26 protein-coding genes are annotated in these 25,300 nt (G+C 39.6%); 25 read left to right on the top strand and 1 reads right to left on the bottom strand.

Translation table 11 applies throughout. The features are described 5' to 3' along the window. Positions 1 to 71: 71 nt before the first annotated feature. Entirely contained in the window at positions 72 to 1,892 is a 1,821-nt protein-coding gene (gene ftsH / locus OXPF_RS17425; protein ID WP_054876508.1) for an ATP-dependent zinc metalloprotease FtsH, read from the top strand. A gap of 56 nt (positions 1,893 to 1,948) precedes the next feature. Here the strand turns inward: ftsH and coaD are convergent, their stop codons facing one another. Continuing rightward, the gene (gene coaD / locus OXPF_RS17420) at positions 1,949 to 2,452 is read right to left on the bottom strand and encodes a pantetheine-phosphate adenylyltransferase (protein WP_054876507.1); all 504 of its coding nucleotides are present in this window, start codon (positions 2,450 to 2,452) and stop codon (positions 1,949 to 1,951) included. A 330-nt stretch (positions 2,453 to 2,782) separates the two neighbouring features. Between coaD and yqeC the strand changes: the two genes are divergently transcribed. The 24 genes from yqeC (at position 2,783) to OXPF_RS17300 (ending at position 25,019) form a co-directional block, all read left to right on the top strand. After that, complete coding sequence (gene yqeC / locus OXPF_RS17415; protein WP_160317258.1) at positions 2,783 to 3,529, top strand: selenium cofactor biosynthesis protein YqeC; 747 nt, start codon at positions 2,783 to 2,785, stop codon at positions 3,527 to 3,529. Position 3,530: 1 nt separating this feature from the next. Next, complete coding sequence (gene mocA / locus OXPF_RS17410; RefSeq protein WP_054876505.1) at positions 3,531 to 4,133, top strand: molybdenum cofactor cytidylyltransferase; 603 nt, start codon at positions 3,531 to 3,533, stop codon at positions 4,131 to 4,133. Continuing rightward, positions 4,114 to 4,875, top strand: coding sequence for a glutamate racemase (gene murI / locus OXPF_RS17405; RefSeq protein ID WP_054876504.1), 762 nt, complete (start codon positions 4,114 to 4,116; stop codon positions 4,873 to 4,875). Before mocA ends, murI begins: the two co-directional genes overlap by 20 nt. 26 nt (positions 4,876 to 4,901) lie before the next feature. Further along, complete coding sequence (locus OXPF_RS17400; RefSeq protein ID WP_054876503.1) at positions 4,902 to 5,483, top strand: DJ-1/PfpI family protein; 582 nt, start codon at positions 4,902 to 4,904, stop codon at positions 5,481 to 5,483. 29 nt (positions 5,484 to 5,512) lie between these two features. Beyond that, positions 5,513 to 6,028 (top strand): GNAT family N-acetyltransferase, encoded by a 516-nt coding sequence (locus tag OXPF_RS17395; RefSeq protein WP_054876502.1) that lies wholly within the window; start codon positions 5,513 to 5,515, stop codon positions 6,026 to 6,028. 27 nt (positions 6,029 to 6,055) lie between these two features. Beyond that, positions 6,056 to 7,225: an ArgE/DapE family deacylase gene (locus tag OXPF_RS17390; RefSeq protein WP_054876501.1), complete on the top strand. Its 1,170-nt coding sequence runs from the start codon at positions 6,056 to 6,058 to the stop codon at positions 7,223 to 7,225. 30 nt (positions 7,226 to 7,255) lie between these two features. Beyond that, positions 7,256 to 9,277 carry a urocanate hydratase gene (locus tag OXPF_RS17385; RefSeq protein WP_054876500.1) on the top strand — a complete coding sequence of 674 codons (2,022 nt, stop codon included), beginning with the start codon at positions 7,256 to 7,258 and terminating at the stop codon, positions 9,275 to 9,277. A 15-nt stretch (positions 9,278 to 9,292) separates the two neighbouring features. After that, positions 9,293 to 10,189 (top strand): glutamate formimidoyltransferase, encoded by an 897-nt coding sequence (ftcD, locus tag OXPF_RS17380; protein ID WP_054876499.1) that lies wholly within the window; start codon positions 9,293 to 9,295, stop codon positions 10,187 to 10,189. Positions 10,190 to 10,199: 10 nt separating this feature from the next. Further along, positions 10,200 to 10,826 carry a cyclodeaminase/cyclohydrolase family protein gene (locus OXPF_RS17375; protein ID WP_054876498.1) on the top strand — a complete coding sequence of 209 codons (627 nt, stop codon included), beginning with the start codon at positions 10,200 to 10,202 and terminating at the stop codon, positions 10,824 to 10,826. A gap of 11 nt (positions 10,827 to 10,837) precedes the next feature. Further along, the gene (gene hutI, locus OXPF_RS17370) at positions 10,838 to 12,088 is read left to right on the top strand and encodes an imidazolonepropionase (protein WP_341442846.1); all 1,251 of its coding nucleotides are present in this window, start codon (positions 10,838 to 10,840) and stop codon (positions 12,086 to 12,088) included. Positions 12,089 to 12,202: 114 nt separating this feature from the next. Beyond that, positions 12,203 to 13,738: a carboxyl transferase domain-containing protein gene (locus OXPF_RS17365; RefSeq protein WP_054876701.1), complete on the top strand. Its 1,536-nt coding sequence runs from the start codon at positions 12,203 to 12,205 to the stop codon at positions 13,736 to 13,738. Positions 13,739 to 13,753: 15 nt separating this feature from the next. Continuing rightward, a complete protein-coding gene (locus OXPF_RS17360; RefSeq protein ID WP_054876497.1) occupies positions 13,754 to 14,098 on the top strand; it encodes an OadG family protein in 345 nt (114 codons plus the stop codon). 13 nt (positions 14,099 to 14,111) lie between these two features. Further along, positions 14,112 to 14,537 (top strand): biotin/lipoyl-containing protein, encoded by a 426-nt coding sequence (locus OXPF_RS17355; RefSeq protein ID WP_054876496.1) that lies wholly within the window; start codon positions 14,112 to 14,114, stop codon positions 14,535 to 14,537. Between the two features lie 146 nt (positions 14,538 to 14,683). After that, positions 14,684 to 15,841, top strand: a complete 1,158-nt coding sequence (locus tag OXPF_RS17350) for a pyridoxal phosphate-dependent aminotransferase (protein WP_054876495.1) — start codon at positions 14,684 to 14,686, stop codon at positions 15,839 to 15,841. 190 nt (positions 15,842 to 16,031) lie between these two features. After that, complete coding sequence (locus OXPF_RS17345; protein ID WP_054876494.1) at positions 16,032 to 16,700, top strand: ABC transporter permease; 669 nt, start codon at positions 16,032 to 16,034, stop codon at positions 16,698 to 16,700. A 2-nt stretch (positions 16,701 to 16,702) separates the two neighbouring features. Then, the gene (locus OXPF_RS17340; protein ID WP_054876493.1) at positions 16,703 to 17,398 is read left to right on the top strand and encodes an ATP-binding cassette domain-containing protein; all 696 of its coding nucleotides are present in this window, start codon (positions 16,703 to 16,705) and stop codon (positions 17,396 to 17,398) included. A 21-nt stretch (positions 17,399 to 17,419) separates the two neighbouring features. Next, the gene (locus OXPF_RS17335) at positions 17,420 to 17,908 is read left to right on the top strand and encodes a MogA/MoaB family molybdenum cofactor biosynthesis protein (RefSeq protein WP_054876492.1); all 489 of its coding nucleotides are present in this window, start codon (positions 17,420 to 17,422) and stop codon (positions 17,906 to 17,908) included. Between the two features lie 11 nt (positions 17,909 to 17,919). Then, positions 17,920 to 19,146 carry a molybdopterin molybdotransferase MoeA gene (locus OXPF_RS17330; protein ID WP_054876491.1) on the top strand — a complete coding sequence of 409 codons (1,227 nt, stop codon included), beginning with the start codon at positions 17,920 to 17,922 and terminating at the stop codon, positions 19,144 to 19,146. 9 nt (positions 19,147 to 19,155) lie between these two features. Then, the gene (locus OXPF_RS17325) at positions 19,156 to 21,072 is read left to right on the top strand and encodes a molybdopterin biosynthesis protein (protein WP_054876490.1); all 1,917 of its coding nucleotides are present in this window, start codon (positions 19,156 to 19,158) and stop codon (positions 21,070 to 21,072) included. A gap of 4 nt (positions 21,073 to 21,076) precedes the next feature. After that, the gene (gene moaA / locus OXPF_RS17320; RefSeq protein ID WP_054876489.1) at positions 21,077 to 22,033 is read left to right on the top strand and encodes a GTP 3',8-cyclase MoaA; all 957 of its coding nucleotides are present in this window, start codon (positions 21,077 to 21,079) and stop codon (positions 22,031 to 22,033) included. Between the two features lies 1 nt (position 22,034). Further along, complete coding sequence (moaC, locus tag OXPF_RS17315) at positions 22,035 to 22,511, top strand: cyclic pyranopterin monophosphate synthase MoaC (protein WP_054876488.1); 477 nt, start codon at positions 22,035 to 22,037, stop codon at positions 22,509 to 22,511. A 1-nt stretch (position 22,512) separates the two neighbouring features. Beyond that, the gene (locus OXPF_RS17310; RefSeq protein ID WP_054876487.1) at positions 22,513 to 22,944 is read left to right on the top strand and encodes an MOSC domain-containing protein; all 432 of its coding nucleotides are present in this window, start codon (positions 22,513 to 22,515) and stop codon (positions 22,942 to 22,944) included. A gap of 164 nt (positions 22,945 to 23,108) precedes the next feature. Further along, complete coding sequence (locus tag OXPF_RS17305) at positions 23,109 to 23,546, top strand: MarR family winged helix-turn-helix transcriptional regulator (protein WP_054876486.1); 438 nt, start codon at positions 23,109 to 23,111, stop codon at positions 23,544 to 23,546. Between the two features lie 93 nt (positions 23,547 to 23,639). Further along, entirely contained in the window at positions 23,640 to 25,019 is a 1,380-nt protein-coding gene (locus tag OXPF_RS17300) for an MATE family efflux transporter (protein WP_054876485.1), read from the top strand. Positions 25,020 to 25,300 lie beyond the last annotated feature (281 nt).

Below are 25,300 nucleotides of genomic sequence, written 5' to 3'. Positions count from 1 at the left end.
TTATTGTAATTGAATTACTGTTATGCTAGAATTAGGTGTAAAACAAACTGCAATTGGAAAGGGGGCTAGACATGAGGAAAATGTTTAGAAGCGCCAGTTTATGGATTTTAATAATATTAATAGTATTTCTTGCCGCGAATGTGTTAGGCGGCAATAATAAACCACAATCAGAAATGACAAAAGGCGAAGTAATTGCTTATGTTAAGCAAAATCAGGTAGAAAAGCTTGATATATATGAAACCAAGGTTACAGGTACTCTGAAATCCGGAGAAGAATTTAATGTTCTTGTGCTGGATGGCAGGGATTTTTATAAAGAAGTTCAGGAAATCAAAGCCCAATACAATATACCCGATAGCGCACTTAAGGTTGCGGAATTCCCGACCCAGCCGCTGCCTTTCTGGGTTTCTATGCTGCCTACAGCCATTCTGGTGGTACTTATAGTTGCATTCTGGTTTATATTCCTTCAGCAATCTCAGGGAGGAAACGGAGGACGGGGAGTGATGTCTTTCGGAAAAAGCAGAGCCAGAATGGTGACCAGTGACAAGAAGAGGGTTACCTTTGATGACGTAGCCGGTGCAGATGAAGAAAAAGGTGAATTGGAAGAAATCGTTGATTTCTTAAAGCAGCCCAGAAGATATATAGAGTTGGGTGCCAGAATACCAAAGGGAGTTCTTTTGGTAGGACCTCCCGGAACAGGTAAAACCCTTTTGGCCAAAGCTGTTGCAGGCGAAGCAGGAGTTCCGTTTTTCAGCATAAGCGGCTCCGACTTTGTTGAAATGTTTGTCGGTGTTGGTGCATCAAGGGTCAGAGATTTATTTGAGCAGGCAAAAAAGAATTCACCCAGCATAGTATTCATAGATGAAATTGATGCCGTAGGAAGGCAAAGAGGAGCCGGCCTTGGCGGAGGACATGATGAAAGAGAACAGACACTGAACCAGCTCTTAGTTGAAATGGATGGTTTTGGAGTCAATGAAGGCGTAATAATAATTGCTGCCACCAACAGGCCCGATATACTTGATCCGGCGCTACTTCGTCCCGGAAGGTTTGACAGGCAGATACTGGTAGGAGTTCCCGATATAAAAGGCCGTGAAGAAATATTGAAAGTCCATTCAAAAGGAAAGCCATTGGCTGAAGAAGTTAATTTATCCACCCTTGCAAAACGTACTCCGGGTTTTACAGGAGCAGACCTGGAAAATCTGATGAATGAAGCCGCCTTATTATCTGTAAGAAGGGGTAAAAAGAGTATTGGCATGCAAGAGCTGGAGGAGTCCATAACAAGGGTATTAGCCGGCCCTGAAAAGAAGAGCAGGGTAATGAGCGAGAAAGAAAGAAAGCTGACTGCCTTCCATGAGGCAGGCCATGCTGTTGTAATGAAGCTTCTTCCAAATGCCGATCCTGTACATCAGGTGAGCATAATACCGAGGGGGAGAGCAGGAGGATACACATTATCCCTTCCCCAGGAAGATAAGCATTATGCTTCAAAGTTGGAAATTACCGATGAAATCGTAGGCTTGCTTGGAGGCCGTGCAGCCGAAAAGCTGGTTTTGGATGATATAAGCACAGGTGCCACAAACGATATTGACAGAGCCACCGGCTTAGCCAGAAAGATGGTTACCGAGTTTGGCATGAGCGACAGATTAGGTCCTATGACCTTTGGAAGTGCCCATGACGAGGTATTCTTAGGCCGCGATTTTACAAGAAGCAGAAATTACAGCGAAGAAGTAGCTGCACAAATCGATAAGGAAATAAGGGTAATAATCGAAGATGCTTATCATAAGGCAGAGACTTTATTAAAAGAAAATATCAACAGGCTTCACAGAGTTGCCGAGGCTTTGCTTGAAAGAGAAAAGCTGGAAGCCGATGAATTCGAAGAAGTATTTAATATGGCATAAAGAAGGAGTGAAAGTATGAGCTTAAGCTTATATTTTCACTCCTTTAATTTTATTTATCATAGGACTTGAAAGGTGCGAAGTTTAATGCTGTTGCTGTCTTTTATTGCCTGCAAAACAGGAAGGGGAACGTAGGCAGATATATCACGGCCATATTTATAAAGCTCCATTACCATGGAGGAGCTTACATGGCTCAAATACCCCGCTCTTATATAAATAGTCTTTAAGCCTAAGGACTCATTGACTTTGGCTATACTTTCTTCATACTCGTAATCCATTCCATTTCTTATGCCCCTGATAAGATAAGCTGTACCCTCTTCTATTGCCAAATCTGCAATCAAACCCTGAAATCGTCTTACAATAACCTGGTTATCGAATCGGCATCCTTTTATCACCTGGTTCATTGCATTAAACATCAATGAGGAATCAATTCTTCGGTTTTTAAACGAGTTTTCAGCCAGGGCAACAATTGTTTTATCGAAAATGTTTGTGGCTTCCCTTATAACGCTAAGATGTCCGATCGTAAAGGGGTCAAAGGAGCCGGCATAAATTGCAGTTGTCATGATAATTTCCTCCGATGAATCGTTAAATTTTTGACATACACAAATTATAACCTAATAAAGGGTATATATCAACTAAGTGAAGCCAATAGGGCTGATTAATGATAAAATTTATGTAAAATTGCAGGGGCATTTAATATTTACTGCAAAATTTATAGTTAATATATGTGGAATGATGATAAAATATAATAAGGAGAAACCTTGGTACATATGGCACTTTGCTGTAATGACGCACTAAAATATCAGAGTTTTTTCAATACAATTTCAGCAAATTTAATATATCGAAAATTTATAAGAAAGGATGCAATTTAAGGATTGTATTTTTTAAAAAAGATGGATATAAAAGAAGCTTTTGATATAAAGGAGAAAGAAGTGGTGTCATTTGTGGGAGCTGGAGGGAAGACTTCTCTTATCAAGCTTCTTGCTGAAGAGTTGAAAAGTGAAAAAGCAAGGACGGTTATTACAACTACTACTTATATGTATGCAGAAAAAAGCGTGATAGCTGATGGCAGTTATGACAGGCTTTTCTTATTATTAAAGTCCCTTCCTGAAAGTATATTTCCTATTATGGCAGGAAAAGAAATTAATAATGAGGGGAAATTGAAGGGAGTATCCTGTGATTTTATAGATAGGTTGAATAATTCCGGGCATTTTACATATATACTTTCAGAATGTGACGGTTCCAAGAAAAAACCCTTTAAAGCCTTTGCAATCCATGAACCGGTAGTGCCTGAATGTACCAGCATATATATAGCTGTAGCAGGCTTAGACTGTCTAAATAAACCTTTAAATGATGATAATGTGCACAGGCCGAAGATAATTTGTGATATAGCTGAAAGAAAGATGGAAGAATTGATAGATGAGGATATTTATGTAAGTGTGTTTACTCACAGTGAGGGACTATTCAGAGCCAGCAGGAAGGGATTTAAAAACATAACGGTTTTAAATAAGGCAGATACACCCTCTCTTGTAAACATAGGAATAAATATAGGAAATAAGATACTGGACAAAAATTTGGTTATTAATAGTATTGTCATATGCGGCAATTACGGGGAAGTCAGGAAAGTATTGAGGAGATAATATGGTAACTGGTATTGTACTTTCAGCGGGTATGGGAAAAAGGATGGGGAGGCAAAAGCTTTTACTGCCCTTCAAAGGACATACTATTTTAGAAGAAATAATTAAAAATGCAAAAGCTTCAAAGCTTAAAAATATATTGATTATATATGGTGAACCGCAAAATGAGTTTGAAATATTATGCAAAAGATTAGGTGTTGCGGGAATATATAATGAAAATTATAGAAATGGACAGAGCCAGTCGGTAATTTGCGGCGTAAAAAATTCACAGGAAAACAGTTCATACATGTTTCTTTTAGGAGATCAGCCCTTTGTAAACAGAGACATTATAAATAAAATCTTAGATGAACATACAATTAACGCGGATAAGATAATTATACCCCTATATGATGGTGAAAGAGGAAATCCTGTACTGTTTCCAAACTGCTTAAAGGATGAATTCGTGAATTTGAAAGGTGATATCGGAGGCAGAGAAGTTATAAAGATGAATGAAACTATGGTAAGGGAAATTCATATAAATTCAAGAAAAGCTGGTTTTGATATAGATACCCAGAATGACTATGAGCTGGCGAAGGAGATGGCGAAAGATGAAGATAGGAGTTTTTGATTCAGGACATGGCGGAGTTACTGTCTTAAGAGAGGCATTGCTTATGCTTCCTCAAGAGGATTATATATATTTTGCCGACACATTGCATGTACCCTATGGTGAAAAGTCCAAGGAAGAATTAAAGGAATATATAATGGATGCCGTTGATTTCTTAAGAAATAAAGGTATTAAAGCCCTCATTGTAGCATGCAATACGGCAACAAGCGTTGCCATTAAAGAATTAAGACAGAAGTATGACTTTCCTATCATTGGAATGGAGCCGGCAGTAAAGCCGGCAATACAAAACGGGGGCGGAAAAAGGGTGATGGTTTTTGCAACTCCTCTCACTTTAAAAGAGGAGAAATTTCATCACCTTATAACTCAGGTGGATAAAAATAATATAGTGGATTATCTGGCTCTGCCTGAACTTGTAACTTTTGCAGAAAACCTTGAATTCAGTGAAGGTGCTATCATACCTTATTTGAGGGAGAAGTTATCTATATTCGATATATCCCAATACAGCACCGTAGTTTTAGGATGCACCCATTTTCCTTTATTTAAAGACAGTTTTGAAAAGGTATTTTCACAGGCCACAAAGATCATCGACGGATCTCATGGCACAGTAAAGCGCCTCATAGACGTGCTGGAGGAAAATAATATTATGGGTGGAGGCAACGGTAAAATAGAGTATTATTCATCAGGCGGCAGTAAAGAAGATGCCCATAAGTTTTCAAACTGTTTAATAAGAGCTACCAGTATATAAATACTAAGATTTTAGGGGGTTATTTTATGCGTAACGTCGGTATATTTCTCTTTGATGATATGGAGCTTTTGGATTTTGCCGGACCTTATGAAGTTTTTTCTGTAGCAAATGAATTAAAGGGTTATGCACTTTTAAACGTATTTACCATAACCCATGACGGGAAACAGGTTAGAACCATAAACGGATTAAAGGTTGTACCTGATTATAATTTCGAAAATCACCCTCCTATTGATATACTTGTGATTCCGGGAGGAAACGGAAGCAGGGCTTTATTGGAAAAGCCCCATGTCCTTGACTGGATAAAGAAAGCCTATGAATGCTCTCTATTAACAATGTCTGTTTGCTCAGGAGCCAGGCTATTAGGAAAGATAGGGCTTTTGGATGATATACAATCAACAACCCATCATGAGGTCTTTGAGGATTTAAGGAGTATTGCTCCAAAAGCTATAATCATAGAAAATGCAAGATTTATTGATAATGGCAGGATTATGACTTCCGGGGGCATATCCGCCGGTATAGATTTATCACTTCATGTAGTTGAAAAACTTTTCGGACGTGAGATTTCCAATAAGACCAAAGTATATATGGAATACGGTGAATGGAAATAAAATGCTTATATTAAAGGGGGTAATAGGTTATGGACAGAAACTTTAAAATAAATATCCGCCCTGTAAGAATTGAGGACGAGCTATTTATAAACGAGATGAGGACAATGGATGGCGTCAGGGAAAATATATTGGCCTTATTTACCGAGAGGGTAACAAGCACACGCAGTTTTTTAGAAAATCTTTCACAAAATGAGCATTCCCTTGTGGCGGAAATAGATGAAGGCCAAAATAAAAAAGTAGTCGGTATGATAGGCCTCCATGTAAACGGTTCTCCCAGGATGAGGCATTCCGCCGGTATAGGCATAATGGTTCATACAAATTATCAGGGAAAGGGCATAGGCAAAGCCCTTTTTGAAAAAGTAATAGGCCTTGCGGATAACTGGTTAATGCTGAACCGCCTTGAGCTCAGTGTTTTTACTGACAATGAGAAGGCCATAAATCTTTATAAAAAGTTTGGTTTTGAAATTGAAGGTTGTAAAAAATGCGCCATAATAAGAAATGGAAAGTATGAAGATGAATATATTATGGCCCGGCTGAGGTTTTAAATAAACATAAAAGCAAAGGAGAGAGCTATGTATAATATTTCTATTGATGAAAAAGAATTGTTACAGGTATTAAAAGACATGATAAGTATTGAATCCGTCAATCCATCTTTATGCCCGGGAGGTGCCGGAGAAGCTAAAATCGCAGAGTATATAGGGAACTATCTTAAAAGTATAGGACTTGACGTAAAATATCAGGAGATAAATAAAGGACGGGTCAATGTCATAGGTATACTTAAAGGCAGCGGCGGAGGTAAAAGCCTTATGTTAAACGGTCATACAGATACCGTAAGCATAGAAGGAATGGATATAGAGCCTCTTAATCCTGTGTATAAGGACGGGAAGGTGTACGGCAGAGGGTCAATAGACATGAAAGGCGGCTTGGCCTCAATGATAGGAGCAGCCAAAGCCTTAATTAACGGTAATATTAAACTTAAAGGAGATGTTTATTTTACCTTTGTAGCCGATGAGGAGTATGAAAGCATAGGCACCGAGGAAATAGTTAAAGAATATAAAGCAGATGGGGCTGTTGTTTGCGAGCCTACGGATTTAAAGGTATGTGTTGCCCATAAAGGCTTTGCATGGATTAAGATTGAAATCTTCGGAAAAGCCGCACATGGGAGCATTCCTCAATATGGAGTAGATGCAATCCTTAAAGCCGGAAAGATTTTAAGTGAAATAGATAAGCTCAGTGAAAGCCTTTTAAACAGTAAAAAGCATAAACTTTTAGGGACGCCGTCAGTGCATTGCTCCATTATAAAAGGAGGCACCGAACTTAGCACTTATCCCTATTATTGTACAATTGAGATAGAGAGAAGGACAATACCCGGTGAGAGCTATGAAACGGTAAATGAGGAGATTAAAAATATCCTTGATAAAATAGCTTCAGGAGATACGGATTTTAAATGCAAATATGAAATATTCTTTCACAGGCCTCCCCTTGAGGTATCACTGGAGGAGCCGGTGGTAAAAGTCCTTATGGAGGTTGCTGGTGACATATATAAAAAAGAGCCGGGAATAATGGGGATGAGCGGCTGGCTGGATTCCTCAATACTTGATAAAGCAAGTATACCAGCGGTAATATTCGGTCCTTCAGGAGAAGGCCTTCATGCGGCTACAGAGTACGTTGATTTTGCTTCAGTGGTGGATACCTCAAAGGTATTGGCTAATACCATAATCAAATTTTGCGGCAGTGTGTAATCACAATACTATTTCAGGGAGGATTTTATTATGATGAACAACATAGATATCTCAAAGGCTATGTCAGTTAAGCTTGATAGTTTACTGCCCCCTATGCCAAAACTTGCAGAGGGAATAAGAAGGGCGCCGGACAGGGGATTTACCCTTAATAAGGGGCAAACTGTAACAGCTCTAAAGAACGCACTGCGGTACATACCAGAAGAACTTCATGAAAAAATAGCCCCTGAGTTTTTAGAAGAGCTGAAAACCAGAGGCCGGATATATGGCTATAGATTCCGTCCGGAGGGAAGAATTTACGGAAAGCCTATTGATGAGTATAAGGGAAACTGTATAGAAGGGAAAGCCTTTCAGGTTATGATGGACAACAACCTTGATTTTGATGTGGCCCTATATCCCTATGAGCTTGTTACATACGGCGAAACAGGACAGGTATGTCAGAACTGGATGCAATACAATCTTATAAAAAAATACCTTGAGATAATGACGGATCACCAAACCCTTGTAGTTGAATCAGGACATCCATTGGGACTATTCAGGTCAAAACCCGAGGCTCCCAGGGTTATAATTACAAATGCCATGATGGTGGGGATGTTTGATAATTTTGAATCCTGGCATATTGCAGAACAGATGGGTGTTGCAAATTACGGGCAGATGACGGCAGGGGGCTGGATGTATATAGGTCCCCAGGGAATAGTCCATGGAACCTTTAATACTATACTCAATGCAGGGAGAAAGAAATTGGGAATAGCTCCCGACGAGGATTTAAGGGGGCATTTGTTTGTAACCTCGGGGTTGGGCGGAATGAGCGGCGCCCAGCCAAAAGCCATAGAAATTGCAAAGGGTGTAGGCATAATTGCAGAGGTTGATTATTCCAGAATAAAGACGAGGTTTGACCAGGGGTGGGTAACCAAGATAACGGATGATTTAGATGAAGCATTTAAGCTGGCCTTTGAATATATGAAGAAAAAAGAAGCCATTTCAATTGCCTATCATGGAAATATAGTGGACCTTTTAGAATATGCAGTAAATAAAAACATACATATAGAGCTTTTATCCGATCAGACCTCCTGCCATGCAGTTTATGAAGGAGGATACTGCCCCCAGGGTTTATCCTTTGAAGACAGGACAAAGCTTTTAAAAAGCGACAGGAAAAAATTCAAAGAGTGTGCAGATGAATCCTTAAAGAATCATTACGAGTTTATAAAGATTCTTGTCGACAGGGGCACATACTTTTTTGATTATGGCAACAGCTTCATGAAGGCGGTATATGATGCCGGAGTTAAGGAAATTGCAAAAAACGGAGTTGATGAAAGGGACGGATTTATCTTCCCATCATATGTTGAGGATATAATGGGTCCGGAGCTTTTCGATTTCGGATACGGGCCTTTCAGATGGGTGTGCTTAAGCGGGAAGCACGAAGACCTGATAAGTACGGATAAGGCAGCCATGGATTGCATTGATGCGGGCAGGAGAGGACAGGACAGGGATAATTATATATGGATAAGAGACGCTGAAAAGAACAAGCTGGTGGTGGGAACCCAGGCCAGGATCCTTTATCAGGATGCAGAAGGCAGGATGAAGATAGCCTTGAAATTCAACGAAATGGTGAGAAAGGGAGAAATAGGCCCTGTTATGCTTGGGAGAGATCATCACGATGTCAGCGGCACCGATTCGCCCTTCAGGGAAACTGCCAATATTAAGGACGGGAGCAATGTAATGGCAGACATGGCTGTACAGTGCTTTGCAGGAAATGGTGCAAGGGGCATGAGCCTTATAGCCCTTCATAACGGCGGGGGAGTAGGTATAGGAAAAGCCATAAACGGAGGTTTCGGATTGGTCCTTGACGGAAGCACAAGGGTAGATGAAATAATAAAATCAGCTGTTGTATGGGATGTAATGGGAGGCGTGGCAAGAAGAGCATGGGCACGAAATGAAAATTCTATAACAACAAGCCTGGAGTACAATAAAAATAACAAGGATACCGATAATATAACCCTTCCTTTTATACCAAGGGAAGGCTTGGTAGAGGATTTGGTGCAGGAAATATTTTAATGGGGTGGATTTACAATGGCAAAAATTATTGAGTGTGTACCCAATTTCAGTGAAGGAAGAAATAAGGAAGTTATCGAGGCCATCGTTGATGAAGTAAGGAAGGCCAAAGGGGTAAAGCTTCTTGATTACTCCTGGGATTATGACCATAACAGGACGGTGGTCACTTTTGTAGGAGGTCCTGACGATGTGAAGGCTGCCGCCTTCAATCTGGCTAAAAAGGCCTCGGAGCTTATCGATATGTCCATACACCAGGGTGGACATCCCAGGATGGGAGCAACGGATGTAGTTCCTTTCATACCCGTATCGGAGGTAACTGTTGATGAATGCGTTGAAATTGCAAAAGAAGTTGGAAAAAGAATAGGAGAAGAACTTAATATCCCCGTATATTTATATGAGGATGCAGCAACAAAGCCTGACAGGCAGAATCTTGCCGATGTAAGGAAGGGACAGTATGAAGGATTTTTTGAAAAGATAAAAAAAGGAGAATGGAAGCCGGATTTCGGCCCTCAAATTATGAATGTAAAATCCGGCGCCACGGCGGTGGGAGTAAGAGTCCCACTTATCGCATACAATATAAATTTAGGAACCAATGATATATCAATTGCAGATAAAATAGCAAAGGCAATAAGGTATATAGGCGGCGGATTAAGATATGTAAAGGCCATGGGAGTAAAGCTTCAGGAGAGGAATATTGTCCAGGTGTCTATGAACATAGTAAATTACGAAAAAACGTCCATATACAGGGCTTTTGAAATGGTGAAAATGGAGGCTCAAAGATACGGAGTTCCTGTATTGGGCAGCGAGCTTGTTGGATTAGCCCCTATGAAGGCATTATTGGATTGCGCCGAATATTACCTTCAGCTTGAGAATTTCAACATAGATCAGATACTTGAGAAAAGAATAGAAAATTAGGAGTGGTTAAATGTTAATAAACATGACCTTAAGTGAGTTCATAGACGAAACTGCGTCAAATTCCCCCGCCCCGGGAGGCGGAAGTGCTTCTGCCCTAGCCGGTGCCTTGGGCGCGTCCCTTTCCTCAATGGTGGCGGAACTGTCCATGGGAAAGGAAATGGACGAAGGCACAAAGAACAAGGCAAAAGGGACCATAAGAATATGCAAGGATTTGATTAGAGAGTTAAAGGAGGGGGTGGATAAGGACACTCAGGCCTTTAACAGGGTTATGGATGCTTTTAAGATGCCAAAGGCAACGGAGGATGAAAAAAATAAAAGGTCGGAGGCTATACAGGAAGCAATGAAGGAAGCTGCCGAGCTTCCATATGAGACCGCCCTTTTATGCATAGATGTGATGAATGTGGCTTTGGATATGCTGAAAGCAGGGAATAAAAACGCCGCCAGTGATGCGGCTGTCTCAGGATTTATGGGATATGCGGCATTAAATGGGGCTGTGTATAATATAAAAATAAATTTAAACAGCATAAAGGACACGGAATACGCAAATGAAATGAGGGCACAAGCACAAGGACTTATAAAAGAAGGAGATTTGCTCCTTGAAAAAATAAAGTCAGCAGCTAAAGAAACTATAGGTTAGGGGGTGCTTGATTGAGTATTGTAATAAAGAATATAAATGAGCTTGTAACACTTTCGGGTAATGCTCCAAGGTGCGGCAGCGAAATGTCCGAGGTTGAGATAATTGAAAATGGATGGATACTAATTGAAGATGATTATATAAAAGACTTAGGACAAGGGGATGTAAAGGTTAGTGATAACACAAAGATCATAGACGCCAAAGACAAAACCGTGACACCGGGCCTTATCGACCCCCACACCCACCTTATACACGGGGGCTCAAGAGAGCATGAGCTCGAAATGAAGCTTATGGGAGTACCTTACATTGATATACTTAAAAAAGGCGGAGGCATATTAAGCACCGTTAAAGCTACCAGGGCAATGAGCAAAGAGGAGCTCAAAAAAAAGGTTAAGAAAAGTATGGATAAAATGCTTCTTCACGGCACCACAACCTGTGAATCAAAATCCGGCTACGGTCTTAATTTTGAAGATGAGGTAAAATGCTTGGAGCTCATTAGAGAGTTAAAAGGTGATCATCCACTGACTCTTGTTCCCACCTACATGGGAGCCCATGCAGTGCCTTTGGAATACAGGGATACAAGAGAAAAATACATAGAGCTTATGATTGATAAGGTAATACCCTATATAGCCCAGCAAGGATTGGCGGAATTTATCGATTGTTTTTGTGAGGAAGGGGTATTTTCAATAGAAGAATCTAGAAGGATACTAAATTGCGGCAAGAACTATGGATTGAAAATTAAAATTCACGGAGACGAAATAGAACCCATGGGAGGGACTGAGCTTGCCGCAGAGCTTAACGCAGTATCAGCAGAGCACCTTTTGGCAACTTCGGAAAAGGGCATGATTGCCATGCAGCGTAAAGGAGTTATGCCTGTGCTTTTACCGGCAACTTCCTTTTATCTCATGCTTAATAAATATGCAGATGCTAAAAGGATGATGGAATTAAACTTGCCCATAGCACTGGCAACGGATTACAATCCGGGAACCTGTCCGACGGAATCCCTGCAGACGGTTATGACCTTTGCCTGCTTCGGGATGAAATTAACTCCAAAAGAAATTATAACAGCCATGACCATAAATGCAGCCTGTGCTATTGGAAAACAGGATACCATAGGAAGCATAGCACCGGGGAAGAAAGCAGACATAGTAATTTTTGATGCGCCAAATCTCAATTATTTTATTTATCATTTTGGCATAAATCATGTGGATAGTGTGATTAAAAATGGCAGAGTGGTTGTTGATAACAAGAAACTGGTATATTAAAAATCAAATATATTAATGAATTAATAAGGGTAAATAAAGCAATTGTTATTTATCCTTATTTTTTATTTGTGCACTAATAAATTACAGCACAGGAGGAAAAATAAAATGGGGAGGATGGGTATGAGTAAAGTTGAAGAATTGGCAGCAGTGAAAGAAAAAATTCAGGAGGGCGGTGGACAGACTGAACTAGATAAGCAGCATGGAAGGGGCAAGCTCTCAGCCCGGGAAAGGATAGAATACCTTTTTGACAAGGACAGCTTTATTGAGGTTGATTCTTTAGTAAAGCTTAAAAGCTATGGCGTGGCAAAGGCAGCCGCAGAAGGTGTAATAACAGGCTATGGAACCATTGAGGGCCGCCTTAGTTTCATATATTCCCAGGATTTTACCGTTTTAGAAGGCTCCCTTGGTGAAATGCATGCCCAAAAAATATGCAAGATAATGGATATGGCGGCAAAGATGGGTGCACCGGTCATAGGCATTATTGATTCTAACGGTGCAAGAATACAGGAAGGAATAGACGCATTGGCAGGTTACGGTGAAATATTTTTTAAAAACACCAGGCTTTCAGGTGTAGTGCCTCAGATATCCATAATCCTGGGCCCTTGCGCCGGATGTGCTGCATACTCTCCGGCATTGACGGATTTTACATTCATGGTGAATGGTATAAGCCATATGTTTTTAACGGGACCCCAAATTATAAAAGCTGTTACAGGTGAAGAAATATCCATAGAGAACTTAGGCGGGGCACAGGTTCACAACAGTATTTCAGGGGCAGCTCATTTCATATCTCAAAATGAAAAGGAATGTTTGGATAAGGTAAAAGAGCTTTTAGGTTATCTGCCTTCAAATAATTTGGAAAGCCCGCCTTTAATTAAGAATAATGATGATTTAAACAGGATGGTACCTGAATTTGATAGATTTATGCCGAATGATATCACCGAGGCTTATGATATGAGAGACATAATAAAGAGAATAGTCGATGAAGAAAAATTTTTAGAAGTGCAGCCTTATTTTGCTTTTAACATAATAACAGGTTATGGCAGGATAAACGGAAAAACCATAGGTATTGTTGGAAATCAGCCGGCTAAAATGGGAGGATGTATAGATATAGATGCCTCGGATAAGTCCGCGCGATTTATAAGGATATGCGATGCTTTCAATATCCCTGTTTTAACTTTTGTGGATGCACATGGATTTCTTCCAGGTGTAAAACAAGAGCAGGGAGGAATTATAAGGCATGGTGCAAAAATGCTTTATGCTTATTCACAAGCAACAGTGCCCAAGGTCACTCTCATAGTGGGAAAGGCGTACGGAGGAGCATACATTGCCATGGGCAGCAAAGAGCTGGGGGCGGATATTGTATATGCATGGCCCGGTGTTAAAATCGCTGTTATGGCACCTGAGGCGGCGGCAAATATAATATTTAAGGAAGAGATCGAGGAATCTTCTGACTGGGAGGCAGCAAGGCAGGAAAAGATTAAAGAATACAGCGATGAATTTGCATCTCCATATATTGCTGCAGAGAAAGGCTATGTAGATGATATAATTACACCTTCAGAATCAAGGCAAAGGCTGGCAGCAGCCTTTGAAATGCTGCAGAATAAAAGAGAAGCAGGTCTTCCTAAAAAGCATGGGAATTTTCCCGTGTAAAAAAGGAGCATTAATATGCTTGAAAAGCTGGAGTTTTTAGTAAGTATAATATTAATTTCCATGACAATAGTTTCTGTGGTCTTAATATTACTGAGCTCTTTGATACGTATGCAAAAGTATTTTTTTAAAAGCTTCGATTATGGAGCAAGTGAGAAAAAAAATGAAGAAAAGGATACAAATAAACCTGCACTTGGCAATACAAAGGAGGATGAACTGGCTGCTGTTATAACATCGGCAATAGCTGCAGTTTTAGGGGAACCTGCTTCAAGCATAGTGGTAAAATCCATAAGACAGGTTCAGCCTATACCGTCAGCCTGGATAGTGTCGGCAAGGCAGGAGCAGGTATCAAGATTACGATGAAAAGAGGATTTTTATGAGGAAGTTTAATATAAAAGTAAACGGTAAGGCTTATGAAGTGGAAGTAGAGGAAGTAAGCGGGAGTATGAACAGTATTCGTGAAGCTATACATCCTCAAGCGGCTTTGTCTTCGGAAATAGCAGCAAACATCATTGAGATTCCAAAGATGGAAGACAAAGCTGCTCCGGCAGTTACCGCGGCACCGCCGGCCCAGGTGACGGATAAAGCCGGACAGTCTATAAAAAGCCCCATGCCAGGGACCATTTTGTCTGTTAACGTAAATTCCGGAGATCTGGTAAGCAAGGGTCAGGTAATTTTTATACTTGAAGCTATGAAGATGGAAAATGAAATAATGGCGCCTACGGCTGGAAAAATTGCAGAGATTAAAGTGTCAAAAGGCTCATCAGTCAATGCTGGCGATACTCTTGCCATAATACAATAGTAAATTTCTTTTATAAAAAGCAATGAGATTGACTCAATAATGAACAAATGTTATATTTTAGTAACAGACATATTGGGTCAAATTTTTGTATGCTTGTTTTTAGGACAAGCTATATGCCTAATACTTAAAAACTATGGAGGTATTATATGAATTACATATCAAGAATAGCCCTTAATCTCAAATCTTCTTCCATCAGAAATATGTACAATATGGCAAATACTATGGAAAATGTGGTGAGCTTTGCCATAGGAGAACCGGATTTTACAACAGCAGCAAATATAATTGAGGCTTCAAACAAAGCTTTAATGGACGGTCAGACACATTATACAACAAATGCAGGAATATTGCCTTTAAGACAAGCTATTGCTAATAAGCTAAGAAATAAAAACAATGTGAATGTAAAACCTGATGATGTTATTATAACTGCCGGAGGAATGGAAGCATTAATGCTTTGCATGATGACCATACTTGACCCCGGTGATGAAGTAATTGTGACCGACCCATTCTGGTCAAACCATCCTTCCCAAATAATCATGTGCGGGGCTATACCAAAGTTCGTAAAGGTATATGAAGAAGACGGATTCGTGTATAATCCTGATAATATTAAAAATGCAATAAATAAAAATACCAAAGCCCTTCTTATAAATTCACCCTCCAATCCGACGGGCGGGGTGGCAGATGAAGAGGTATTAAAAGAAATTGCAAAAATAGCCATAGAAAATGACCTCATCGTAATTTCCGATGAAGTATATCAGCATCTTGTTTACGACGATGCCAAATTCATGAGCATAGCAGCTTTCCCTGGAATGAAGGAAAGGACAGTGATAATTGACAGCTTTTCAAAAACCTATGCCATGACAGGCTGGAGGATTGGATATGCGGCAGGGGCCAGTCAAATAATTCAATACATGACAAAGCTTCAGGAAAATGTGGTGTCCTGCGTCAATACGCCATCACAGTATGCTGCAATAGAAGCCTTGGAAGGCCCCCAGGATTATCTTCATTACATGCTTTCCAAATATACTGAAAGAAGAAAGCTGGTAGTTGAGGGGATTAACAGTATTGACAGATTATCCTGTATCAAACCTAAAGGAGCTTTTTATGCCTTTATGAATATAAAGGAAACCCATCTTAGCTCCGAGGAATTTGCTGTAACCCTTTTAAAGAACAAAGGAGTTGTCGTCGTTCCCGGCTCGGGATTCGGAGAGGCAGGAGAAGGTTACGTCAGGGTTTCCTATGCCACATCCGAGGAAAATATAATTGAAGGCTTAAAAAGGATAAAATCCTTTGTGGAATGCTTGTGATAAATAAGACAATTAGAGTATTTACATAAGAAACAGCGTGGTATATTATATAAATATATAAAACTCATTTTAAAAATTAATTATTTTCTTATAAAGCGTTACTGGAGAAGGCTTTTTGGAATCTCCCCTCATAGGAAGTATGAAAGGAGATTTTTTATGACAAAGCTTTTTACTTATACAGGTGATTTTAATGAGTGATTTTATCAGAGATTTTTTTATTAATTACAGTGACCTATATTCCGTAATCCTTATGTCCATGTTTGTATCTTTAACATCTACATTTATTGCTTCTCTTGCAGGACTTGCTTTGGGAATACCGACAGCCTTAAATGAATTCAAATGTAAAAAAGCCATATTAAGGATTGCAAATACTCTGATGAGCCTTCCGCCGGTTCTCATGGGACTTATAGTATATATGCTGTTATCCAGAAGAGGACCTTTAGGCAGCCTTAGCCTTTTATTTACGCCAACTGCTATGATAATTGCCCAGACTCTTCTGGTATTGCCTATAATTTTTTCGCTGACTGTATCAACAATATCCAAGGCAGGCAGGGAAGTTGAAAAAACATGTATTTCTCTTGGTGCGGGAAAATTTGATACATTTTTAACCATCATGAAGGAATGCAGGATTCAGCTTTTATCCATTATTACATCTGGATTTGGAAGAGCGGTATCCGAGGTGGGCGCAGTTATGATGGTTGGAGGTAACATTAAGGGATTTACCAGAGTCATGACAACCTATATAGCATTGGAAACGGGAAAAGGAAATTTTAATGAGGCTATATTTATAGGTATTGTACTTCTTGGAATATCTTTTATGGTGAATTCCATACTGTTTAAGTTCCGGGAAGGAGAATAATAATGGATATATATGTAGAGAATGCTTATAAGGAATATGGCAAAAGAAGGGTAATGGATGTTGAAGACCTGAAATTTGAAGAGGGAAATATATATGCATTGCTGGGACTTAACGGCAGCGGGAAAAGCACTCTTTTAGAATGTATTTCCGGCGTTAACAGGTTAAGCGGAGGCTCGATATATTATAATACTACCCGGAATATGGAGGATGTAAAGAACAACATTTCTATAATGATGCAAAAACCCTATCTTTTTAATTTATCCGTTATGGATAATATTAAAAGCGGGCTTAAATACAGGAAATTCAGCCGGAAACAGATTGATGATACAGTAGATAAGTACTTCTCATATTTTAATATCGAGGATTTGCTGGATAAAAACGGGAAGAGGTTATCGGGGGGTGAAAGTGCCAAAGTAGCACTTTTAAGGACAGCTGTTTTAGAAACGGAAGTCACCCTATTGGATGAACCTACCGCCAGTATGGATATTGAAAGCACTCTGACGGCTGAAAAACTTATTGCGGATATGGCTGAAAAAGGACGTTTGGTGATCATGGTTACCCATGACCTTAATCAAGCTAAAAGAATAGCAAGCAAAGTAGTATTTATGGACAGGGGGAAGGTCATAGAGGCAGGAGATAAAACAAAGGTTTTGAATAATCCTGACCATAGATTGATAAAGCTTATTTTGAATATATAGGGAAAATGATGGAGGGATAGTATGATTAAAACAGCTATTTTAACCATGAGTGATAAAGGCTCAAAAGGCGAAAGGATAGATGTGACAGGCCCGTCAATAAGAAGCGCCATAGAAAATAATGGCTTTGTAATAGAGTATTATAAAATTATTCCCGATGAGCTTGAAATGATTGTGGATGAATTAAAATATCTTTGTGATGAATTAAAGGTGGATTTGGTATTTACAAATGGAGGGACAGGATTTTCACAAAGAGACGTAACGCCTGAAGCCACACAGATGGTCATACAAAAATATGTACCTGGAATAGGCGAAGCCATGAGGCTTAAGTCATTGGAGATTACACCTAAAGCTATGTTATCAAGAGCCATTGCAGGGATAAGAAATAAGACGTTAATAGTCAATCTTCCGGGAAGCCCTAAAGCTGCAATTGAAAATCTGGAGGTCATAATGCCTGCCCTCCCTCATGGTATTGAAATACTGATAGGTACCGGAGGCGAGTGCGCCAGGTAGGAGGATTTGATATGGAGTTTTTCAATGTAGTAACAGTTTCAGATGCGAGAATGATAATAGATGATAATTTTAATATAAAAATAGGATATGAAATTGTTAACCTTGATGAATGTACGGGAAGGATATTATATGAGGATGTAATCTCTAAAGAGGATGTGCCGGCATTCAAGAGGTCTGCCGTAGACGGATATGCAGTTTTTTCAAAGGATGTATTTGGAGCAAGTGAATCCATTCCTTCCATGATGAATTTAAAAGGTGAAGTTTTAATGGGGCAGGTACCTGTTGAGAGAATAGAATTTCCGGGGGACTGCGTTTATGTTCCTACGGGGGGCATGCTGCCTTATGGCGCAAATAGCGTTGTAATGATGGAATATACTGAAAGGCTTGATGAGAGCACATTGCTTATAAGTAATCCGGCGGCACCCGGCGAAAATATAATTGATGCTGGTGAAGATATTAAAACAGGTGAAGTGGCAATAAAAAAGGGGACCAGATTAAGACCCTATGAAGTTGGAGTTTTATCAAGCCTTGGCTTTTTAAATATCAAAGTCTCCAGAAAGCCAAAGGTGGCAATAATTTCTACCGGAGATGAGATAGTAAAAGCTGATGGCATTCCGAAGCCCGGGCAGGTCAGGGATATAAATACCCATCTTCTGTATTCACTGATTATGGAGGATAGCGGAGAACCGGTTGTTTATGGGCTTATAAAGGATGAATTCAGCCTTCTTAAAAATACTGTGGAGAAGGCGCTGAGTGAATGTGATGCTGTGATAATATCCGGCGGCAGTTCGGTAGGAAAAAAGGATGAGACTGTAAATGTCATAAACTCCTTTGAAGGACCGGGAGTATTGATACACGGGATTTCCGTCAAGCCCGGCAAACCTACAATAGTAGGCAAGGTCAGGGATAAAATCATTTTCGGCCTTCCCGGCCATCCCCTTGCCTGTGCCGTTATGCACAGGGTTATAGTAAGCCATTATTTAAACAGCCTTACAGGGCACAAACTTTTGGAATATCCGGTAACCTGTACATTTAATATAAACTATCATAAGGCCAAGGGCCGTGAGGAATATTTACCCGTTATGCTTGATTATGACGGAGATAAAATTAAGGCCACGCCCGTTTTTGGCAAATCGGGGCTTATGACGGGGTTTTCAAAGGCCTGGGGTTATATAAGGATAGAGAAAAACCAGGAAGGCATAAAGGAAGGTCAGGTTGTTTATGCCTATAAATTCTAAGGCGGTGGGATTTTGCAGAATGTGTATTTATCCAACTATGAATTAAATGAAGCAATAGATACCTATTTTGAAAGATTAGGTACCATTAATAAGTCAACGGAAAAAATAAATACCTGGGATGGATTGGGCAGGGTAACTGCACAGCCTGTATACTCTTTAATTTCTTCCCCCCACTATAATTCCTCTGCCATGGATGGAATAGCAACTTTAAGCGAGAAAACCTTCGGTGCCTCGGAGAGAAATCACATAGAGCTTATTGAAAATAAGGATTATGTAGTCGTTGACACGGGAGACCCAATACCAAAGGAATTTGATTGTGTCATAATGGTTGAGGATTTAATAAGAACAGGCAAAAACAAGGTTAAAATATATAATGCCGCCATTCCCTGGCAGAATATAAGGCCTATTGGGGAAGATATAGTGGAAAGCCAGCTGATTGTCCCAACCAATCATAAAATAAGACCTGTTGATATAGGCGCCATGATTGCCGGCGGAGTCAATGAAATTTCAGTTTATAAGAAGCCCATGGTAGGTATCATACCCACGGGAACGGAGCTTGTAGAACCGGGGGCACCTTTAAAAGTGGGGGATATTATAGATTTCAATTCCAGAGTTTTCATGTCCCAGGTGGATGAATGGGGCGGAATTCCTAAAAGATATGAAATTGTCAAAGACGATTATGATGAAATAAAGTCAGCCGTAAAACGGGCATCAAAGGAATGCGATATAGTTTTAATAAACGCAGGTTCTTCGGCGGGCAGGGAAGATTATACTTCTTCGGCAATCAGCGATTTAGGGGACCTTATTATTCACGGAGTGGCCATAAAGCCGGGGAAACCTGTAATGATGGGGATTGTAAATAATAAACCAATAATCGGGATACCCGGATATCCTGTATCGGCCTATTTTATTATGGATATTATAGCAAAAAGACTCATTAACGAGTATTTATCATATAAAGCACAGATGCCGTCAACAGTTATGGCAACTCTCACGCGAAGGGTCATGTCCTCCCTTAAATATCATGAATTCGTAAGAATGAAATTAGGATACATAGGTGACAAGTTCGTAGCTGCACCTTTAAGCCGGGGTGCCGGTGCTACAATGTCCCTTGTAAAGGCTGACGGAGTTTTGGAAATTCCTCAGCATGTGGAAGGCCTAGAGGCTGGAACAGAAGTAAAAATAAGCCTTATGACAAAGGTATCGGATATAAAAAACACCATAGTGTGTATTGGGAGCCACGATCCTATAATAGATACCCTGTCGGATATGCTTCATAAAAACACCGGAAAATATTTCTTATCCTCTGCCCATGTCGGCAGTATGGGTGGGATTACGGCCCTTAAGAATGAAGAAACCCATATAGCGCCCATCCACCTTCTGGATATGGATACGGGTGAATACAATATATCTTATATTAAAAAATATATTCCTGATAAGGATATATGCATTATAAAATGTGTTAAAAGAATTCAAGGTTTTATGGTCAGGAAAGAAAATCCTCTGAATATAAAGGATTTCACAGCCCTGCAGGATAAGTCAATAAGATTTGTAAACAGACAAAGAGGTTCGGGAACCAGGCTTCTTCTTGACTATAATCTTAAGAAGCTTAATATAGAGCCAAGGAATATCACGGGCTATCAAAGAGAGGAATTTACTCATTTAGCTGTAGCTGCCGCTGTAGCCAATGACGATGCGGATTGCGGTTTGGGGGTATATTCAGCTGCCATATTAATGGGTCTTGATTTCATACCTGTTTGCAATGAGGAATACGATATAGCCATATCTCAAGAATATATGGAGCAGCCTATGATAAAGGAATTATTAAGTGTATTAAAAAGCCGGGAATTCTTTGACAAGCTGGATGAGCTCGGCGGTTATGATTATAGCGAAGCCGGTAAGATTATAGACGTGGAGAGGGGTTGATTTTATGCAGGACAGTCATGGAAGGATTATTGACTACTTAAGGGTATCTTTAACAGACAGATGCAATTTAAGATGTATATATTGTATGCCGGAAGAAGGTGTACCCAAAAAATGTCATGAAGAAATCCTGCGATTCGAGGAAGTTTTAAAGATTATCAATGCCCATGCAAGCCTGGGGATTAAAAAAGTAAGGTTTACCGGCGGGGAACCTTTGATATTAAAGGGCGTAGATAACCTCATTTATAATACTTCAAAGATACCTTCGATAGAGGATATTTCCATTACCACAAATGGTATATTGCTTTATGATATGGCAGATGACCTTAAAAAAGCAGGCTTAAAAAGGGTAAACATAAGCCTTGATACCTTAAAGGAAGACAAGTACAGGCAAATCACCCGGGGCGGTGATATTAAAAAGGTACTCTCAGCCATAGAAAAATGCATGAGCTTAGGGTTACTTCCTGTAAAGCTTAATGTCGTAGCCATAAAAGGAGTAAATGATGATGAAACCGCCGACTTTATAAGACTTACAAGGGAGATGCCAATTTCCGTAAGATTTATTGAACTCATGCCCATAGGTGAAGGCGCCAAATTATATGAAGAAGGGGCATTGGGCTCCGAGGAAATTATAGAAAGCTTTCCCGGACTTATACCGTTAGAGGATTTAAGCGGAACAGCAAAACTATTCAAACTTGAAAATGCAAAGGGAACTGTAGGCTTTATAAGCCCATTAAGCTGTAAATTCTGCAACAGCTGCAATAAAATAAGGCTTACAGCATCCGGAACCATCAAACCATGCCTTCATTCGGAGGATGAAATAGATATAAAATCCTATGTTAATGATGAAGCACTTTTAACTTCCGTAATCAGGGATGCAATTTTAAGCAAACCCCAGGAGCATCATATGGAGACGGAACATATAAGCAGAAGTCAAAAGATGATGTACCAGATAGGAGGCTAATATGGAATTTACTCACCTTAATAAAGAAGGCCGGGCAAGGATGGTGGATGTATCCGGCAAGGATGATACCTTAAGAGAAGCTATAGCTGCTGGCTTCATATATATGAAAAAGGAAACCTTAGACAGGGTAGCCGAGGGTACCATAAAAAAAGGAGATGTGTTATCCGTAGCCCAGGTGGGAGGTATAATGGGTGCTAAAAACACCCCCAATATAATACCTATGTGCCATCCTATTATGATTACCGGATGTGATATAAAATTCAATATAAGTCATGAGCATCAAAGGATTGAAATAACCGCAACGGTAAAAAATGTAGGACAAACCGGGGTTGAAATGGAGGCACTGACTGCGGTGAGTGTTGCAGCATTAACCATTTATGATATGTGCAAGGCAATAGACAAGGAAATGGTAATATCTGATATTATGCTCATTAAAAAAAGCGGCGGAAAATCAGGATTATTTGAAAGGAAGGGTTAAGATGGCAAAGGTTTTGGCTGTGAACATAAGCGAAAAAAAGGGAGTTCCAAAGGAGCCCATAGAAAAGGGTTATTTTGAAGTGGACCATGGCCTTGTAGGAGATGCCCATGCAGGAAAATGGCACAGGCAGGTGAGCCTTTTAGGTCAGGAGAGCATTGACAAGACCAAGCTTATTGAAGTGGAAGGCTTTTGTGTAGGCAAGTTTGCTGAAAATCTCACTACTGAAGGAATAATTCTATATGAGCTTCCCATAGGTACAAGGCTTAAAATCGGTGAAACACTCATGGAGGTAACTCAGATAGGCAAGGAATGTCATTTGGGCTGTGCCATTCGTGAGCTTGTAGGAGACTGTGTAATGCCCAGGGAAGGCATATTTACAAAGGTTATAACTCCAGGCTGGATAAAGCCGGGAGATGAAATTGAAATAGTATAGGTTTTTTAAGGGGTAGATTCTAAAAGGAATCTACCCCTGATGTTATAATATATATAGCTAGCTCCGATAACCTTAAATAATTCAATAGGGTACAGATAATTCTCATTGACAAAGCTAAAAAGAAAAGAGTATAATGTTAGCAGACTAACAATTGGAGGTATGATATGGGCCCTAAGAATTTTATTGGCTTTGAAATAAGGACGCTTTCCAACTTGATAAAGCGGAGGGGAGAGAGTTCTAAAGTTATAGGAGAAGCTGACAAAATTACCGGGATGCACGGCTGGGTAATAGGTTACCTGTACGATAACCTTAGAAAAGGTGATGTTTTTCAGCGGGATTTGGAAGCGGAGTTTTCTATCCGGCGCCCAACAGCCACAGGTATTTTGCAGCTGATGGAGAAGAACGGCTTGATTGAAAGGGTACCGGTAGATTATGATGCAAGGCTTAAGAAATTAGTTCTTACTCCAAAAGCTATTGCAATACATGAAAAGGTAGACATGGAGATTAATCTTATAGAAGAAGAGATGACAAAAGGACTGACAAAGGAGGAGATAAATAGCTTTTTATCAATTTTAAGAAAAATTAAAAAGAATATGGAATAAAAGCTGTCATTGTTTAGACGGCTTATTATATAAGTATAATGTTAGTATCCTTACAGTTAATACACTAACAATTGAAGAAAGGAATGTATTATTTTGAATGAAGAAAAAAGAATGAATCCGAAACAAGAGCGAACCTTAATTATGGAATCCATGCCTGTGAATAAAGCCATATGGACTTTAGCAATACCTACCATGATAGCTTCATTGATTCAAGTTATTTATAACATGACAGATACTTTTTTTATAGGTAAGCTGAATAACCCCAATATGATAGCCGCAATTTCCTTAACTATGCCGATTTTTATGATCGTTCAGGCATTTGGCAATGTATTTGCAATTGGCGGGGCTTCACTGATATCCAGGTTATTGGGAAAAGGAGAAAAGGAAAATGCCAGCCAAGCGGGTGCAGTTGCCTTTTGGTCTGCTTTATGTCTCTGTATTATTATGTCCTCCATAGGATTTATATTTGTGGAACCGATATTAAAGTTCTGTGGTGCAAGTAGCAATACTATTGTGTTTGCAAAAGAATATTTAGTGATTATGCTTTTTGGAGGTCCGTTCATTGGAATGCAAATGGCACTTGGGGGGTTGCTGAGGTCTGAGGGTGCCACCAGAGAATCAATGATTGGAATGATGACTGGTGCTATATTGAATATGGTATTGGATCCGATATTTATTTTAGTATTAAATACAGGAGTTGCCGGGGCAGCTTATGCAACTGTTATCGGGAATATATTTGGTTTTGCATACTATATAGCATTCTATATAAAGAAACGTAGTATGATATCCATTTCTCCGAAATATTTTAGTTTTAATAGTAAGGTATATGGAGAAATATTTAAAATAGGAATACCTGCATCAATCGGTATGATTCTTATGAGCATAGGTTTTACCATTTCGAATGTTTTTGCAGCTAGTTTTGGTGACGATGTTGTAGCCGCCAATGGAGTAATTAATCGCGTTACCAGTATTTCAATTATGCTCACTATGGCCTTAGCTCAGGGTTGTCAGCCTCTTATGGGCTACAGTTATGGCGCCAGAAAATATGACCGTCTGTTGGAAACAATAAAAAGAGCCCTCGTTATCGGAACTATTATGTCTACTTCATTTGCCATCCTCTTTTTCATATTTTCCAGCGTATGGATTAGGGTGTTTATAAATGATGCAGTTGTTATAGATTTGGGAGTAAGAATAATTAGGGCATTTGTATGGGCTATGCCTTTTTTGGGGATTCAAATGATATTAATGACTATGTTTCAGGCACTTGGCAAAACAGTAGAATCCCTGATTATATCCCTTGGCAGGCAAGGTTTGTTCTTTATCCCGGCACTTATCATTCTCAGTTCATTATGGGGATTTGACGGTTTTATCTATGCCCAGCCTTCTTCAGATATTTTAACCACAATACTTTCTTTGACGCTATTTTTGGCCATGAGGAAAAAGCTTCATATTACTTCTAAAGAGGTATCATAAAAAACTACTGTGCATAATTTATAGCCAATGAAATTCTTCATTACTTTAAATGTTTTAAGACGGCAAAATAAAAATTCAGAAATCTCTCCCATCAATTTTAAATATTCAGGTAGTAAACTGCCTGGTTTATTTCATACTTCTTAACTATATGCTAAGCATTCTGTTTATTGTGATATCAAGAGATGCCACGATAACGCATTGGTAGATTTTATAAACTTATAATGCTATACTATCATATATATTAAATGCTATATAAATTTCATAGCATGGGGGGAGAGGTA

Source organism: Oxobacter pfennigii, assembly GCF_001317355.1.
Classification (GTDB): domain Bacteria; phylum Bacillota; class Clostridia; order Clostridiales; family Oxobacteraceae; genus Oxobacter; species Oxobacter pfennigii.
The sequence above is the reverse complement of the archived record's forward strand: the minus strand, read 5'-3'. Positions and strand labels throughout refer to the sequence as shown.

Excerpts from the sequence above, each read along its gene's own strand:
- OXPF_RS17305 (WP_054876486.1), top strand. The coding sequence starts at position 23,109 with ATGGGCCCTAAGAATTTTATTGGCTTTGAAATAAGGACGCTTTCCAAC.
- OXPF_RS17345 (WP_054876494.1), top strand. The coding sequence starts at position 16,032 with ATGAGTGATTTTATCAGAGATTTTTTTATTAATTACAGTGACCTATAT.
- coaD (WP_054876507.1), bottom strand. The coding sequence starts at position 2,452 with ATGACAACTGCAATTTATGCCGGCTCCTTTGACCCCTTTACGATCGGA.
- OXPF_RS17395 (WP_054876502.1), top strand. The coding sequence starts at position 5,513 with ATGGACAGAAACTTTAAAATAAATATCCGCCCTGTAAGAATTGAGGAC.
- moaA (WP_054876489.1), top strand. The coding sequence starts at position 21,077 with ATGCAGGACAGTCATGGAAGGATTATTGACTACTTAAGGGTATCTTTA.
- yqeC (WP_160317258.1), top strand. The coding sequence starts at position 2,783 with ATGGATATAAAAGAAGCTTTTGATATAAAGGAGAAAGAAGTGGTGTCA.
- OXPF_RS17375 (WP_054876498.1), top strand. The coding sequence starts at position 10,200 with ATGTTAATAAACATGACCTTAAGTGAGTTCATAGACGAAACTGCGTCA.
- OXPF_RS17340 (WP_054876493.1), top strand. The coding sequence starts at position 16,703 with ATGGATATATATGTAGAGAATGCTTATAAGGAATATGGCAAAAGAAGG.
- OXPF_RS17400 (WP_054876503.1), top strand. The coding sequence starts at position 4,902 with ATGCGTAACGTCGGTATATTTCTCTTTGATGATATGGAGCTTTTGGAT.
- ftcD (WP_054876499.1), top strand. The coding sequence starts at position 9,293 with ATGGCAAAAATTATTGAGTGTGTACCCAATTTCAGTGAAGGAAGAAAT.
- OXPF_RS17390 (WP_054876501.1), top strand. The coding sequence starts at position 6,056 with ATGTATAATATTTCTATTGATGAAAAAGAATTGTTACAGGTATTAAAA.
- ftsH (WP_054876508.1), top strand. The coding sequence starts at position 72 with ATGAGGAAAATGTTTAGAAGCGCCAGTTTATGGATTTTAATAATATTA.
- OXPF_RS17385 (WP_054876500.1), top strand. The coding sequence starts at position 7,256 with ATGATGAACAACATAGATATCTCAAAGGCTATGTCAGTTAAGCTTGAT.
- moaC (WP_054876488.1), top strand. The coding sequence starts at position 22,035 with ATGGAATTTACTCACCTTAATAAAGAAGGCCGGGCAAGGATGGTGGAT.
- OXPF_RS17360 (WP_054876497.1), top strand. The coding sequence starts at position 13,754 with ATGCTTGAAAAGCTGGAGTTTTTAGTAAGTATAATATTAATTTCCATG.
- mocA (WP_054876505.1), top strand. The coding sequence starts at position 3,531 with ATGGTAACTGGTATTGTACTTTCAGCGGGTATGGGAAAAAGGATGGGG.
- OXPF_RS17335 (WP_054876492.1), top strand. The coding sequence starts at position 17,420 with ATGATTAAAACAGCTATTTTAACCATGAGTGATAAAGGCTCAAAAGGC.
- OXPF_RS17365 (WP_054876701.1), top strand. The coding sequence starts at position 12,203 with ATGGGTATGAGTAAAGTTGAAGAATTGGCAGCAGTGAAAGAAAAAATT.
- OXPF_RS17355 (WP_054876496.1), top strand. The coding sequence starts at position 14,112 with ATGAGGAAGTTTAATATAAAAGTAAACGGTAAGGCTTATGAAGTGGAA.
- OXPF_RS17330 (WP_054876491.1), top strand. The coding sequence starts at position 17,920 with ATGGAGTTTTTCAATGTAGTAACAGTTTCAGATGCGAGAATGATAATA.
- OXPF_RS17310 (WP_054876487.1), top strand. The coding sequence starts at position 22,513 with ATGGCAAAGGTTTTGGCTGTGAACATAAGCGAAAAAAAGGGAGTTCCA.
- OXPF_RS17350 (WP_054876495.1), top strand. The coding sequence starts at position 14,684 with ATGAATTACATATCAAGAATAGCCCTTAATCTCAAATCTTCTTCCATC.
- murI (WP_054876504.1), top strand. The coding sequence starts at position 4,114 with ATGAAGATAGGAGTTTTTGATTCAGGACATGGCGGAGTTACTGTCTTA.